Annotated in this window: 13 protein-coding genes and 1 other RNA gene; 5 read left to right on the top strand and 9 right to left on the bottom strand. The window is 63.1% G+C overall.

The window, feature by feature from the left end:
- The gene (gene rsmH / locus JQ567_RS14430; protein ID WP_212439429.1) at positions 1-996 is read right to left on the bottom strand and encodes a 16S rRNA (cytosine(1402)-N(4))-methyltransferase RsmH; all 996 of its coding nucleotides are present in this window, start codon (positions 994-996) and stop codon (positions 1-3) included.
- Positions 997-1,559: 563 nt separating this feature from the next.
- Between rsmH and JQ567_RS14425 the strand changes: the two genes are divergently transcribed.
- On the top strand, positions 1,560-2,429 hold the full coding sequence (locus tag JQ567_RS14425) for an N-acetylmuramoyl-L-alanine amidase (protein WP_212439428.1): 870 nt from the start codon (positions 1,560-1,562) through the stop codon (positions 2,427-2,429).
- On the opposite strand, the gene JQ567_RS14420 is transcribed toward JQ567_RS14425, so the two are convergent.
- Complete coding sequence (locus JQ567_RS14420; RefSeq protein WP_212439427.1) at positions 2,430-3,803, bottom strand: FAD-binding oxidoreductase; 1,374 nt, start codon at positions 3,801-3,803, stop codon at positions 2,430-2,432.
- Between the two features lie 73 nt (positions 3,804-3,876).
- Entirely contained in the window at positions 3,877-4,509 is a 633-nt protein-coding gene (locus JQ567_RS14415) for a GntR family transcriptional regulator (protein WP_312017398.1), read from the bottom strand.
- A gap of 231 nt (positions 4,510-4,740) precedes the next feature.
- On the opposite strand from JQ567_RS14415, the gene JQ567_RS14410 reads away from it, so the two are divergent.
- A complete protein-coding gene (locus tag JQ567_RS14410) occupies positions 4,741-5,607 on the top strand; it encodes a transporter substrate-binding domain-containing protein (RefSeq protein WP_249165462.1) in 867 nt (288 codons plus the stop codon).
- A gap of 26 nt (positions 5,608-5,633) precedes the next feature.
- Here the strand turns inward: JQ567_RS14410 and JQ567_RS14405 are convergent, their stop codons facing one another.
- Both JQ567_RS14405 and JQ567_RS14400 read right to left on the bottom strand, forming a co-directional pair.
- The gene (locus JQ567_RS14405; protein WP_212439424.1) at positions 5,634-6,890 is read right to left on the bottom strand and encodes an RNA polymerase sigma factor; all 1,257 of its coding nucleotides are present in this window, start codon (positions 6,888-6,890) and stop codon (positions 5,634-5,636) included.
- 123 nt (positions 6,891-7,013) lie between these two features.
- Entirely contained in the window at positions 7,014-7,364 is a 351-nt protein-coding gene (locus tag JQ567_RS14400; RefSeq protein WP_212439423.1) for a YciI family protein, read from the bottom strand.
- 138 nt (positions 7,365-7,502) lie between these two features.
- Between JQ567_RS14400 and rnpB the strand changes: the two genes are divergently transcribed.
- An RNA gene (gene rnpB / locus JQ567_RS14395) (RNase P RNA component class A) lies at positions 7,503-7,920 on the top strand.
- A gap of 130 nt (positions 7,921-8,050) precedes the next feature.
- Here rnpB and JQ567_RS14390 read toward each other — a convergent pair.
- From JQ567_RS14390 to JQ567_RS14380, 3 genes are all read right to left on the bottom strand, one after another.
- Positions 8,051-8,779: an alpha/beta fold hydrolase gene (locus tag JQ567_RS14390; RefSeq protein WP_212439422.1), complete on the bottom strand. Its 729-nt coding sequence runs from the start codon at positions 8,777-8,779 to the stop codon at positions 8,051-8,053.
- Between the two features lie 113 nt (positions 8,780-8,892).
- Entirely contained in the window at positions 8,893-9,858 is a 966-nt protein-coding gene (locus JQ567_RS14385; protein WP_212439421.1) for an AraC family transcriptional regulator, read from the bottom strand.
- Between the two features lie 15 nt (positions 9,859-9,873).
- Complete coding sequence (locus tag JQ567_RS14380; RefSeq protein ID WP_212439420.1) at positions 9,874-10,611, bottom strand: alpha/beta fold hydrolase; 738 nt, start codon at positions 10,609-10,611, stop codon at positions 9,874-9,876.
- Positions 10,612-10,782: 171 nt separating this feature from the next.
- Between JQ567_RS14380 and JQ567_RS14375 the strand changes: the two genes are divergently transcribed.
- Positions 10,783-11,526, top strand: coding sequence for a sulfite exporter TauE/SafE family protein (locus tag JQ567_RS14375; RefSeq protein WP_212439419.1), 744 nt, complete (start codon positions 10,783-10,785; stop codon positions 11,524-11,526).
- Between the two features lie 72 nt (positions 11,527-11,598).
- A complete protein-coding gene (locus JQ567_RS14370) occupies positions 11,599-12,543 on the top strand; it encodes a DMT family transporter (RefSeq protein ID WP_212439418.1) in 945 nt (314 codons plus the stop codon).
- On the opposite strand, the gene JQ567_RS14365 is transcribed toward JQ567_RS14370, so the two are convergent.
- On the bottom strand, positions 12,518-13,879 hold the full coding sequence (locus tag JQ567_RS14365) for an MATE family efflux transporter (protein WP_212439417.1): 1,362 nt from the start codon (positions 13,877-13,879) through the stop codon (positions 12,518-12,520). The genes JQ567_RS14370 and JQ567_RS14365 overlap by 26 nt on opposite strands.
- Between the last annotated feature and the right edge of the window lie 91 nt (positions 13,880-13,970).

Here is a 13,970-nt window from a genome sequence, read left to right as displayed (position 1 = left end):
TCAGCCTCCCCGCATGACGCTGTCGATGGTCGGCCATGCCGGCAGTGCCTCTGCGGCATGCGCCGGCGCCGCGGTCCGCTCGGCGGCGCGCAGCTTGGCGGACCGCGCACGCGGGTTGGCCGATATCTCCGCCTCATTGGGCGTGACCGGACGCTTGGTCAGAATCTGGAAACTCGAAGCGGCCTGCGCGACCTCGGGCAGATGCCGCGATCCGCCGCCGGACTTGCCGCGCTGGTTAAGGAAATCCTTGACGATGCGGTCTTCCAGCGAGTGAAACGACACCACGACCAGCCGGCCGCCCGGCTTCAACACGCGTTCCGCCGCCGACAGCGCCAGATGCAGTTCGTCGAGTTCCGCGTTGACGAAAATCCGCAAGCCCTGGAACGTCCGCGTCGCCGGATGAATTTCGTTCGGCTTGGAGCGGACCACCTTGCCGACGATGTCGGCGAGCGCCTTCGTGGTCGTGATCGGCGCTTCCTTGCGGGCGGCGACGATGGCGCGCGCGACGCCGCGGGAGTGACGCTCCTCGCCGAAGATGTAGATGATGTTGGCAAGATCGGCTTCGGAGGCTTTCGCGACCACGTCCGCCGCGGTCGGGCCGTCATGGCCCATCCGCATGTCGAGCGGGCCACCGAGCCGGAACGAAAAGCCGCGCTCGGCCTGATCGAGCTGCATCGAGGAGACCCCGACGTCCATCACGACGCCGTCGACGGCATCAACGCCCTGCGCGGTACAGACCTCGGCGAGATTGGAAAACCGGTCCTCGACCAGCGTCAGCCGGCCATCCGCCTGGTCGACCAGATCGAACCCGCCAGTAATCGCCGACCGGTCGCGGTCGATGCCGATCACCCGGGTTCCAGCGGTTTCCAGGATCATCCGGCTGTAGCCGCCGGCGCCGAAGGTGGCGTCGACATAGATGCCGCCGGCGCGGGGGCCAAGCATCTCGACCGCCTCGCGGCCGAGAACGGAGATATGGCGGGGGGCAGCCGGGGTCATCCGCCGGCCTTCAGCGTATTCCAACGTACGATACGGTAACTGGACGCCAACCGGCCCATTGCGCCTCAAATCCCTGCGCTTTGCCGGGCTGTTCCGGCCAAAAAACCGCTGCGAGGCGCGATGGCTGTTTCCCGCCCCCGCCCGCAAACCCTGTTTTCCGGACGGAATTTGCTGGGCTGCCATGGCTTTTCGAGCGTGAAAGAGGGCCTCGGCCGTCCCCAAAACCGGTTCGGCCCATCAACACTTAGTAACGGCACTTAGCGTTAAGAAAGCGTTGATGATCGGCCACGGCTTTTACGCGCTTTGTAGCTACTCTCAAGCCGGTGATGTCCCGGCTCACTGGCGCAGCCAGTGAATGCCCCGGCTCTCGGCTCACCTGGCGAAGCCAGTGATGCCCGGGCTCACCCGGCGAAGCCAGTGATGCCCGCCGCACACACTCGGTCAAAATGCGAGACCGGGCGCGGCTGCCGGATTGCGCGGATGACTTGGTAAAGGAATAGTAAAGATCGTTATTTTGTAAAATTTGCGGGTTGTCGTTCTCCTGCCCGGTTTGAGCTCATATAATGGCTGCTGGTTCGTTCACGTCTGCTGGTATTGATTCGAAGCGTCAACGCGCCCTTCCCGTTCCCAGGGCCATCGCGGACATGAAGACTTTTACCCCGGATTCCTCGATTGCCTCCGACGTGATCCCGTCGGCGAACTATGGCGACCGCAACAAGGGGCGCCTGCCCGACATGATCCTGCTGCACTACACCGGCATGCCGGATGTGGAAGGCGCAATCGCCCAGCTCTGCACCGCGGGAACCGACGTATCGGCGCATTACATCGTGCTGGAAGACGGCCGCATCGTGCAATCCGTGCCCGAGAGCAAGCGCGCCTGGCATGCCGGCGTGTCGTTCTGGGCCGGCGAAGAAGACATCAATTCCTGTTCGATCGGGGTCGAGATCATCAATCGCGGCCACGACTGGGGCTATCCGGATTTCCCGCTGCGCCAGGTCGCCGCCGTGATCGCGCTGTGCCGCGGCATCATGCTCCGCCGCAACGTGCCGCCGCATCGCGTGCTCGCGCATTCCGACGTCGCGCCTGCGCGCAAAAAGGATCCCGGCGAGAAATTCCCGTGGCATTCGCTGGCCAATTCCGGCGTCGGCCATTGGGTGCAGCCGGCGCCCGTCGTGCGCGGCGAAACGCTCAAGCTCGGCAGCATCAGCGACGATGTCGCGGGCCTCCAGACTGCCCTGGCCCGGTACGGTTACAACGTGCCGAACCACGGCAAGTACGACGGCCCGACCATGGAAGTGGTCACCGCGTTCCAGCGCCACTTCCGCCCGGCCCGCGTCGACGGCATCGCCGATCATTCGACCATGAGCACGCTGCACGCGCTGCTGGCCACGTTGCCGGCCGATGCGACGCCGACGCAGGTCGCGGCGCAGTAGCTAGAGCACACCGGTCCCCGCGCTGTCCCGCAGCTGACGTATGAAGTTCTCGTCGTCGTAGCGTGACAGGCTGAGACGCTCCGCAAACTCGGGCCGCTGTGCGCCTTGAACCCAACTCGCGCAAAGCGCGCCCGTGGCGCAGGCCGCCATCGTTCCGAAACCGGAAAGCGCACCGGCGACGAAGACGCCTTTGGTTTTCATCGGCCCGATCAGCGGCCAATTCTCTTTGGTCATGGTGTAATAGCCGCCGTAATGCGTAATCTGCCGTGGCAGCCGGCCGTAATATTGCTTCACGCGCGGGTTCAGCCTGCTCGCGCCTCTCAGAACGATATCCGGAAAGTTGGGATCCGTCGGGAGATCGTCCTGCGGTTCTGACGGCTGCCGATTATAAGCCCAGCCGAGCTTGATCCATTTTCCGTGATCGCCGCCTTCCGGGCGGCAGTGAATTCCGCCCGGCATCGGGCGGGCGAGCCAGGCCGTTGCGCCATCCTCCTCGAGAAGCTGCCGCTCCTGACTGGTCCAGTCGATCGTCTGCCCGTCCAGATCGATCGAGAACGGCATTCGTCGATCGATTGCGCCGAGGTTGTCGGCGAACGCAATCTTCTGGTGAAATACGTTCTCGACCGGGAGTTCTTCCCCCAGCATTCGCGCGATGTCGGCGACGTACGGGCCGGCGGCGTTGACGATTATCCCGGCATGCAGTGCCTGCTCGCCTTCGTCGCCACGCATCTTCAGGGCGAAGCCACCATCTTGCCGAACGATTTCGGTGACGCGCGCACGGCTCACTGCGCCTCCGGCTGCTCGGACTTCCTCCAGCATCAGACTACCAAGCTGCTGCCCGCTGATATCTCCGGCGCGGCGGACGTGCAGAACGGTGGAGACCTCAGGATCAAACGTTGGAAAATGGCGACGGATCAGTTCCGGGTTTTGAAGTACGTCGACACCTTCGGGCGCATCCTGCCAATCCTCCGAGACCGCCGGTATGTAGGACGAAGGCGACGCTGCGCCATGCACGCGTATCCGGCGCGCACCTTCCGGCCCGTAACCTGTATGGAGCTCCTCCAACAATCGGTCCGGCTTCGCCTGACGCGTGGCCAGTGCATAGCCCCGGCGGGTAATACGGACGCGGTTGTCGTGCCGACGGGCGATTTCCTCGAGCAGATCGATGCTGTAGTCGGTGAATGCCGTCATGATCGGATGCGGCCACCAGTTGCGGTAGTTTTCACCCGAAGCTGCCGAGGTCAGGCTCATGGGTGCATTCTGGTCGACGACCACGATCCGCAAGCCGGGACGGCTCCTTGCCAGATAATAAGCGCAGGCGATGCCGACGATACCTGCGCCGATCACGACGATATCGGCTTTGCGGGCGTTCATTTCATTCTTTCTCCAGGCTGGCTTCCGCCGGCAACGCGATCAGGGCGCGCGGGCGTTGAGGCGGTGGATCAAATCAGCTTTCCGGACTTGCATCCCGTGAAGCGTGACGTTGTGCCGACCTCAGCGTTTTCTGCGTCTGCACGATGTGCTCGCGCAAAAGCCGAACCGCCTTTTCAATCTCGCCGGCGCGACACAATTCGAGCAACTGGTAGTGCTCGCGCTGCGGGCGCTCCTTGCCGGTCGCTCGTGACACCAGAGCCCGCGTAAAACGGCTCACATGACCATAATTTGCTTCGATCATCGCAAGCAGGCGCGGCCGGTTGCACGGCGCGTAGAGCGTTTCGTGGAATCTCCAGTTGAATGCGCCCCACTTTTCCGGATCGGGCTCTTTGTCGTACGACCGGAGGATCTTGTTGGCATCGTCGAGATCAACCTCTCCCATGGCCGGGATAGCAAGGCGCAACGCATGACATTCAAGTGCGATGCGAATCTCGAGCAGTTCCACAACCTCGTCGATCGACATATCGGATACGACGGCGCCGCGATTGGGCAGGAACGTAACGAATCCCTCGGCCTCCAACTGCTTGAGCGCTTCTCTCACGGGAATACGGCTGGTTCCGAACCGTTCCGCCAACTCGTCCTGCCTGAGCTGAAATCCGGGCGCAAACTCGCCCAGGCTGATCGCGAGCCTCAGCGCCTCGCGCACGGCATCCGGCGTGGACCCATGCCCCCCGGTCCCTCGGCTCTTTGCGGATACTCCAGGTCCCATTCGGCTTTCTCGGCGCTTGCTGCAGACCGCGACATCCGATCGCGCGGCTATGTATAAAATCAGTTTGTATATTATACAATCCATATGTATAAAATCCAGCCCAATCATATCCAGGAACAACCGGTCAGTTGAAAAGGGAGTAAGTCCATGAAAGGACTGTTTTATTCGTTGATCCTGGCGACCGCGGTCGCCGTCCCTGCGCATGCGCAGTCGCCCGGCGGAACGCTGGCCAAAATCAAAGACACTGGCGAAATCCGGCTCGGGCACCGGGACGTTTCGATCCCGTTTTCGTACCTCGACGACAATCAGAAGCCGATCGGGTTCGCGATGGATCTTTGCGGACGGATAGTCGATGCGGTGAAAAGCGAACTCAAGCTTCCTGCCATTCAGACGAAGCTTCAGCCGATCCAGCTTGCCACTCAAATTCCGCTCATTCAAAACGGCACGATCGATATCGTTTGCGGTCCCGCAACCAACACGCTTGAACGGCAGAAAGTCGTGGCCTTCAGCAACACCATCTTCGTCTCGAGCATTCGTGCCGTGGTGAAAAAGGACGCTGCGATCAAAACCTTCGAAGACCTGAACGGCAAGCCGGTCTCCCTGACGTCAGGTTCAACGTCAATTGCCCTGCTGACGGCGCGTGGTCAGGAGAAAAATTTCCAGACCAAGAACATCCTGTCGGGTGATCATGCCGGGTCGTTCCTCGCGCTGACGACGGGCCGCAGCGAGGCCTTCATCATGGACGACATTCTGCTCGCCAGCCTGATCGCCAACAGCCCTGATCCGGACAACTGGCGCATTATCGACGACAGCCTCCGCACCGAGCCGTACGGGCTGATTATCCGCAAGGACGATCCGGAGTTCAAAGCGTTGATCGACAAGACGCTGGTCGCCATGATGAAAAGCAATCAGTTTGGCGAACTCTATGCGAAATGGTTCATGAACCCGATTCCGCCCAAGAACGTGAATCTGAATTTCCCGATGACGCCTCCGTTAAAAGACGCGGTTGCCAACCCAACGGACAAGGGAGTCTGATTTATCCCGATCGCGATGAATCTCGCCTAGGCCTTCGCGCCGGCATCGCGGTCCAGCTCTGCCATCCGCCGTGCATAAAGCCGCCGCAACGGCTCCAGTTGCGTCGCTGATGTGGCTGCCTGATAGGCTTCCCGCGCCGCATCACGCCGGCCGAGGCGGCGCAGCAGATCGGCGCGGACGGCCGGCAGCAACTCATACCCTTTCAACCCGCCGCGCGCCTCCAGCGCATCGATCAGGTCGAGCGCCCGCGCCGGTCCATCGACCATCGACACCGCGGCGGCATGGTTGAGTTCGATCACCGGCGATGGGCTGATCCGCAGCAGCACCTCATAGAGGCCGGCGATCTGCGGCCAGTCGGTGTCGTTATAATTCGGCGCACGCGCGTGCAGCGCTGCGATCGCGGCCTGCACCGCATAGGATTGCGGCCGCCCCGGCATCCGCAACGCCTCGTCGACCAGCTTCAAGCCCTCCGCGATCTGGGCCTGATCCCACAGCGACCGGTCCTGCTCTTCCAAGAGCACGATGTCGCCGCCCGCGGTCTCGCGGCCGGCGCGCCGGGAATCATGCAGCAACATCAGCGCCAGCAATCCCTTGATCTCGCCGCGGCCGGGCGTCAGCGCGTCGAGCAGCCGCGCCAGCCGGATCGCTTCGCGGGCCAGATCAGGCCGCATCAGATCTTCGCCCGAGGTCGCGACATAGCCTTCGGTGAAGACCAGATAGATCACCGCGAGCACGCCGCGCAGGCGCGGCTCCAGTGCTTCGCGTTCCGGCACTTCGTAGGCGATGCCGGCGAGGCGGATTTTCTGCTTGGCGCGCACCAGCCGCTGCGCCATCGCGTCTTCGCTTGCGAGAAACGCCCGCGCCACCTGCGCTGTCGAGAGCCCGCACACGGTGCGCAGCGTCAGCGCCACCTGCACTTCCATTGCAAAGGACGGATGGCAGCAGGTGAAGATCAGCCGCAGCATGTCGTCGTCGAGCACGTTGTCGGCGGCCTCGTCAGGCGCCGACGCATTGAGCAGGATCTCGCGCGTCAGCTCCTGCTGCTTGCCGCGAAACGCGACGTTGCGGCGGACGCGATCGATCGCCTTGTTGCGCCCGACATTGACCAGCCAGGCCCGCGGATTGGACGGCATTCCGGCGACGGACCAGCGCTCCAGCGCCACCGCGAAGGCGTCCTGCAGGGCATCCTCGGCGAGATCGAAATCGCCGACGAGGCGGATCAGGGTCGCCAGCGCCCTGCCCGCCTCGTCGCGGAAGATTTTTTCGATCTCGGTAGGGGTCATGTCGTCCTGTTATCAGCCACCGTCATTCCGGGATGGTCCGAAGGACCAGTCCCGGAATCTCGAGATTCTCCGATGTGCGATTGCACATCGTAGTTCGCTTCGCGCCCCGGAATGACGAGACACCTAGTCATAAATCATGATCGGCCGCACCTCGACCGACCCCGTCTTGGCGCCGGGAATGCGCGCGGCGATGCCGAGCGCCGTGTCTAGATCCTTGGCCTCGACAAGGTAATAGCCGGCAAGCTGTTCGCGCGTCTCCGCGAATGGACCATCCGTGGTCAGCATCTTGCCGTCGCGAACCCGTACCGTGGTCGCGGTCGTCGTCGGCTGCAAGCCGTCGCCAGCCTTGAAATGGCCGCTCTGAACGATGGATTGGGTATACGCGCCGTATTCCGCCGTCATTTCCTTGCGCCCCGCGGCGTCCATTTTGCCGAGCTCAGCCTCATTCTGATAGATCAACAACAGATATTGCATCGCGCTACTCCTTCTTGATCGGCGGGTTTGCCGACACCCGGTCGAACGGGCCGGACGCGAAACGACATCTTCAGGATAGTTTATTTTGCTCCGTTTCGTGGCTTGACGCCACGCCACCCAGCCCCCATGCGTAAGGGGTCAGTCGGCCGGACGGCCGCTCCCGCTACGGTCGAAAGGCTGCGGGAGAGGAAAGTCCGGGCTCCATCGACATACGGTGCCGGATAACGTCCGGCGGGGGTGACCCCAGGGAAAGTGCCACAGAGAACGAACCGCCCTCTCCTCAGGAGGGGGCAAGGGTGAAAAGGTGCGGTAAGAGCGCACCGCGGGTCCGGCAACGGAACCGGCATGGCAAACCACACCGGGAGCAAAACCGAATAGGGACGGCACCGCGGGCAGTTCGCGAAAGCGAAAACGCCGCAGGGCGATGTCAGGCTCGCCGTCCGGGTAGGTTGCTCGAGGCCATGTGCAAACATGGTCCCAGAGGAATGGCCGTCACGTATCACTCGCGAAAGTGAGTGGTGCCCTACAAAACCCGGCTTACAGGCCGGCTGATGCTCTAAAGCGTTTTCGAGCGAAGTGGATTCCGGTTCGCGTGAAGAAAACGCGTCTTACTGAAGAAGAGAATGAGGGGTTCGGCGTAACGCGCCGGACCCCTCGCCATTTTCAGGAGCGCGCGCTCCGGCAGCTCAATCGCGCGCCGCCTCCTCGATCGCCTGGGCCAGCCGCGCCGGGTTGCTGAAGAACATCTCATGGCTGCCGTCGCACTCGACGAGGCGAAACAGGCCGAGGCGCTCCGACAACCGTGGATGCCACGGCAGGCTGTGCGGAAGGGCGATATCCTGGCGGCAGTTGACGTAGGATTTGCCGACCGGCAGTTCCGCCAGCGGACGCTTCAGCGCGATCTTGTCGGTGAATGTCTTGTAGGGATGCGGGTTGAGTTTGGCGTACGCAGACTTTGCCAGTTCGAGGTCGGCGTCGTTGATGAACGCATCGCGCCAGATTTCAAACGGCAGCATGACCGCGTTCTTGTTGGCGGCCGCCACCGCATCGAACAGCCCGACATAGTGCGGCGGCACCATGTCGTTGAGGCACTGGCCGTCCAGTGGCACGAATGCATTGACGTAGACGAGACGCTTGATGCGATCCGTCAGCCGATCGGCAACGCCTGAAATCAGCATTCCCCCATAGCTGTGGCCCACCAGCCAAATATCCCGCAGATTGTTGGTTTCGATGTAGCTGGTAACCGACGCGATCGCCTGTTCCAGCCCGATCTTGTCGCGATCGTCGCCCGCGTTGTTGCCGGCAACCGTCGGGCAATGCACGGCATGGCCGTATTTGCGCAAGTGTCCGGCGACGGCATCCATTTCGGCGCCGGTGTGCCACGCGCCGTGTACAAGGACGTAAAGGCCTGCCATTTCCGTCTCCCCCGTTTATGGAAGTGGATTTGATAGGCCCGTCAGATTATGCCGGATGGCCGGATTAAGCCACCATCATCGCCGATTTACGCCAAGGCCATTACCATCCCGGGTCAGCGCTGCCGCCGGAACGCGCCCGGCGTCATGCCGAGGTATCGGCGGCATTGACGGATGAAGTGAGACGGATCGGACAGGCCGACCCGTAGCCCGATTCCACCGACACCGATGTGATCGAACCTCGGCTCGCTCAGCATCCTGCGTGCGGCCGCCATGCGGCAGTCGTTGAGCAGCCCGCTGAACGTCAGCCCTGACTTGTTGAGACAGCGATGAAGCGTGCGCTCGGAGACACGCAGATGCGCCGCGACGGTCACAGCGGTCAAACCCGGCTCGGCGTAGAGCAGCCGGATGGCACGGCCGATCTGATCCAGAAGCTGCGTGGCATCGCGCTGCTCGGACGGCGTGGCCGGAATCTCGCTGCCGAACGCCAGCGCCAGCAGCGCCCCGAGCTGGTCGGTCAGAACCCGCGCCGGCAGTGGCCGGTCGACCGCGAGTTGGGGCGTCAACTGGCAGGCAAAGGCGCTGAGCGCAGCGCCCCAGCCGGCACGCCCGTCGATCCGCTGTCCGATGCGCCGTTCCGGATCGACGATCCACGATTCGACCCAGGCGATCGGCAACTCCAGCGACAGCGTATTCGAGGTCACCGGGAAGTTGAATTCGTAGCAGCGCCGGGAGTCCAGCAACACGAGATCGTGCGGCTGCATGATCGACCGATGGCCGTTTTGCATGACTGTCCAGTCGTTGTCGGTCTTGCAGAGGAGGTAGTAGTAGTTCGACGCACTGCGCCCGAGGCTGGCTTTCCTGCGGTAGACGTGCTGCGCCGAGCCCTCAACGCGATTGACGCCGATGGTGTCCAGTTGCCCGCGCTGAACCGAGCAGTCGAAGCCCGACCTGACCGGCGTCGTGACGTCCATCTCGAGAAAGCATTCGCAGACGGCGCCGATCCAGTAGTCCAGCCGCCGCTCCGGTTCGACCACGCTGGTTGACCACTTCTCGATGACTGCCGTCGCCCTGGCCGCCATGGCTCTGACCTCCCGTTATTTTTGCGTGGCGATCTTCTCCAGCAGTGCCATCAGCGCTTCCGGTGCGGTGACGTTCGGCGCGTGGCTGGCATCGATCTCGAAATAGCGCCACGCCGGATCGCTCTTTGTCTTCCTCGCAAACGGACCGAACGTGTCGGCCGGCGGGAAGCGGGTGGCGTAGATATAGCTTCGCGGCAGCGTCAGCCTGCCGCCGTGCAGCTTGAGTCTGGTCTCGAAGCATTTGACCGGCATCGGAGCGCGGCGCGCAGCCAGCCATTCGACATCTTCAGCTGCGGTGTCCGGTGGCGACGTCATCGGCGGGATGCGCCAGCCATCCCCCTTCTTCGCCCCATCCAGCATCGGCTGCCGGCCCGGTTCGTTGATGTCGAACAGCGACTGTCCGTCTTCCGGCACGAAGGCGTCGACATAGATCAGCTGCGCGATGCGGTCGCGGGCGCGGTCGGCGACGCCGGTCGCGACCATACCGCCATAGCTGTGGCCGACCAGCACGATGTCGCGCAGATCCTCGTATTTGATGACATTGAGCATGTCCTCGATATGGGTTTCGAGATCGATCGAGGGGTTTGCCAGATGCGCGCGCTCGCCAAGCCCGGTGTAGCTCGGCGTCACCAGCCGATGCCCGGCGGCGCGCATCAGCGGGTGCATCTTCTTCCACGCCCAGCCCGCCGACCACGCGCCGTGACAGACAAGGAAGGTCTTTGCAGAGGTTGAGCTCATCGGGGGCGTTTCCATGAAGTTATTGTTGAGGGCTTGAATTGCGATAGTACCCGCTGGCGGCGTCGTGTAAATGTCGTGGCAAATTCAACAACGTCATTCCGGGGCGATGCGCAGCATCGAACCCGGAATCTCGAGATTCCGGGTCCGGTCCTTCGGACCATCCCGGAATGACGGGGGAAGAAAAAATTGGAAACGTCCACTTACGCGCTGTTGCTTTTTGGCGCGCTTGCCGGGGGCTTCGTGTCCGGCCTTGCCGGTTTCGGAACAGCGCTGATGGCGCTGGGGATCTGGCTTTATGTGCTGCCGCCTTCGCTGGCCGTACCATTGGTGCTGATCTGCTCGGTCAGCTCGCAGATCTCGACGCTGCCGACGATGTGGAAGGTTCTCGACTTCAAACTGGCCGCGCCGTTCGTCATCGGCGGGCTGGCCGGCATGCCGATCGGCGCGCTGCTGGTGGCGCAGGCCGAGCCGCAAATATTCAAATTGAGCGTCGGAGTGATGCTGCTGGTGTTTCCGGCCGCGCTGTTTTTCGTCCGCAAGCCGATGGCGTTCGCCTTCGGCGGCAAGCCGGCGGACGCTGCCGTCGGATTTGCCGGCGGCATCCTTGGCGGCCTCGCCGGGCTGTCCGGCCCGCTGCCGACCCTGTGGGCCAGCGTGCGTGGCTGGACCAAGGATCAGCGCCGCGGCGTATTCCAGATCTTCAACGGCAGCGTGCTCGGCGCCGCCCTGCTGCTGCAAATCATCAGCGGCTTCGTCAAGACGGAAGTGTTCTGGCTCGCGCTGCTGGCGCTGCCGGGCACGCTGATCGGTGCACGGATCGGCGCGCGGACCTATCAGGCCCTGAGCGACCGCAATTTCTACGACATTGTGCTCGGCTTGCTGTTTCTGTCCGGGCTCGCACTGGTGTGGAGCAGCATTGCTCCGACGTAGCGGCGCATGGCGGCCATGTGCTCCGAGTAGATTGCTGTACGCTGGCCTGCAAAACAGCTAACCAGTCGCATCATGACCTCTCCAACTTTTTCGCGCGCGCACCTCGGTCTGTTGCTGGGTTTCATCGGCGTGCTGATCTTCGGCGGTACGCTGCCGGCGACGCGGATCGCGGTGTCGGCAATTGATCCGATTGCACTGACCTCGCTGCGCACTGTGATTGCCGGACTGTGTTCGCTGGTACTGCTTCTGATCCTGCGCCGTCCGTTGCCACCGCGCGCGCTGTGGCCGCAACTGGTGATCACCATGATCTGCGTCGCCATCCTGTTCCCGTTCCTGATGTCGGTGGGGGTGCAGACCGTCGACGCCTCGCATGGCGGCGTGGTGTTCGGGATCATGCCGATCGCGACCGCCCTGGTCGCGGTCATGATCACCCATGAACGGCCGCGGCCGCTGTTCTGGATCGCCTCGTTCGCGGGCGCAGCATTGGTGATTGCCTTTGCGCTGCGGCAAGGCGGCGGTGAACTGTCGGCCGGCGATCTGTTCCTGCTTGCGGCGGTCGTCGTCGCCGGCATCGGCTACGCCTTCTCCGGCCGGCTCACCGCGCAGATGCCGGGCTGGGAAGTCATCAGCTGGGTGCTGGTGATCGCGTTGCCGCTCTCGATCCCGGCCGCGGCGCTGACGATGCCGGCCGACATCACCCACATCCCCTTGAAACCGTGGCTCGGGCTGCTTTACGTCGCGCTGTTCTCGCAGTGGATCGGCTTCTTTGCCTGGAACGCCGGCATGGCAATGGGCGGCATCGCGCGGGTGTCGCAGGTGCAATTGCTGCAGCCCTTTGTGGTGTTTGCACTCGCGGCGATTTTCAACGACGAGACCATCACACCGCAGATCGTGCTGTTCGCCGCCGGCGTGGTCGCAACCGTCGCGATCTCGACGCGCACGCGCGGGCGCAAAGCGCCGGATCGTTCGGAGCTGACATCAGTTCCAGGGATCACGCCGCCGGCAACGCCGACTTGAGCGGCGCCAGGCGTTTCCTGAACTCCAGATGCAGCAACCACAAACTCAATGCGGCTTGCAGCGTCGTCGTCAGGTTCGATATGTACCACGCGTACTCGATGCGAAACCCTGGCCTTGCAGACAGCCAGAGCACGGGCAAGGCGTAGGTGATCAAACGTGCGCCGGAACTCAGCAGCACCGGTTTGGTGTTGCCCAATCCCTGGAACATGCTGGAGCACACGAAGTTCAATCCCTGCGCGACGAGATTGAGCGAGACCAATTGCAGGAACACGACGGCGACCGCTATCGTCTGACCGTCGCTCGCGAAGCCGCCGAGCAGCAGCCCGGGCCAGCATTGCGCCAGGATCGTGAAAACGATCATCACCACGGTGGCGATCACCGCCGCCTTGGCGAAGGTTTCCTTCACGCGTGCGGCGTTGCCGGCGCCGAAGTTCTGCCCGGCAATCGGTCCGGCGGCGAGCGCAATCGCCAGTGCCGGCATCTGGATGAGGCCGAGCACACGCGTCCCGATGCCAAATCCAGCCTGCGCCGCCGCGCCAAAGTCGCGTAACGCATAATAGATCACGCCCATCCAGAGGAATATGATCGCAAACTCGCCGCCGGCCGGCAGACCGACATTGAGGATGCGCTTCCAGTGCCGGGCCTGCGGACGCAGTTGCGCGAGATCGAGGCCGACATAGCGCTCCAGTCTTCGAAAATACATCCACAGCATCAGCGCGCCGATCAGCACCGCAATTGAAGTCGCAAGGCCTGCGCCCGCGACGCCGAGCGCAATGCCGGTGCCCCAGCCGGAGATCAGGACCGGCGCCAGCGCAATATTGATGATCACCGCGAGCACCTGCACGATCATGCTGGGCCGCACGATTCCCGTGCCGCGCAGCGCCGCCCCCATCACCTGCCCGAAGAATTGCAGCGCCAGTGCGGGCATCAACCAGAGCAGATACGTCGTACCGGCCTCGACGGTGGCCTCATCGGCCGCAACCATGCGCATGTAACCGCCGGCGAGTGCGGATCCCACAACCCAGGTCAGCAACCCGCACACGGCTGCCAGGCCGAGCGACTGGTTGAACACCAGATTGGCGTCTGCCCGGTCCTTGCGGCCCACGGCCTGCGCAATGAGCGCGACGGTGCCGACGCCGAGCACCTGCATCGGACCGTTGATGAGAAATCCCAAATTGCCCGCCGCCGCCACGCCCGCGATGGCCGCTTCGCCAAGCCCGGCGACGAAATACAGATCGACGAGCTGGCAGATCATGATGGTGACCATGCCGGCGACGATCGGTGGCGCCATGCTCAGGATGTGGCTCACGATCGAGCCCTGCGTAAGATCTTTCATTTCAAATCCGCCCCTCGAGCCCGTTCCGATTGAATCGGAACGGGGCTCCATCTTTTTGTATTGACGCGCTTTCTTTACGCGAACCGGTAGC

The organism is Bradyrhizobium sp. AUGA SZCCT0431, from assembly GCF_018131065.1.
GTDB lineage: Bacteria > Pseudomonadota > Alphaproteobacteria > Rhizobiales > Xanthobacteraceae > Bradyrhizobium.
Note: the sequence above shows the minus strand (reverse complement) of the source record. Positions and strands in the feature narration are given on the sequence as shown.

What these genes read in the sequence shown, in the direction of transcription:
- rsmH (WP_212439429.1), bottom strand. Translation starts at nt 996, where the DNA reads ATGACCCCGGCTGCCCCCCGCCATATCTCCGTTCTCGGCCGCGAGGCG.
- JQ567_RS14425 (WP_212439428.1), top strand. Translation starts at nt 1,560, where the DNA reads ATGGCTGCTGGTTCGTTCACGTCTGCTGGTATTGATTCGAAGCGTCAA.
- JQ567_RS14420 (WP_212439427.1), bottom strand. Translation starts at nt 3,803, where the DNA reads ATGAACGCCCGCAAAGCCGATATCGTCGTGATCGGCGCAGGTATCGTC.
- JQ567_RS14405 (WP_212439424.1), bottom strand. Translation starts at nt 6,890, where the DNA reads ATGACCCCTACCGAGATCGAAAAAATCTTCCGCGACGAGGCGGGCAGG.
- JQ567_RS14400 (WP_212439423.1), bottom strand. Translation starts at nt 7,364, where the DNA reads ATGCAATATCTGTTGTTGATCTATCAGAATGAGGCTGAGCTCGGCAAA.
- JQ567_RS14390 (WP_212439422.1), bottom strand. Translation starts at nt 8,779, where the DNA reads ATGGCAGGCCTTTACGTCCTTGTACACGGCGCGTGGCACACCGGCGCC.
- JQ567_RS14385 (WP_212439421.1), bottom strand. Translation starts at nt 9,858, where the DNA reads ATGGCGGCCAGGGCGACGGCAGTCATCGAGAAGTGGTCAACCAGCGTG.
- JQ567_RS14380 (WP_212439420.1), bottom strand. Translation starts at nt 10,611, where the DNA reads ATGGAAACGCCCCCGATGAGCTCAACCTCTGCAAAGACCTTCCTTGTC.
- JQ567_RS14370 (WP_212439418.1), top strand. Translation starts at nt 11,599, where the DNA reads ATGACCTCTCCAACTTTTTCGCGCGCGCACCTCGGTCTGTTGCTGGGT.
- JQ567_RS14365 (WP_212439417.1), bottom strand. Translation starts at nt 13,879, where the DNA reads ATGAAAGATCTTACGCAGGGCTCGATCGTGAGCCACATCCTGAGCATG.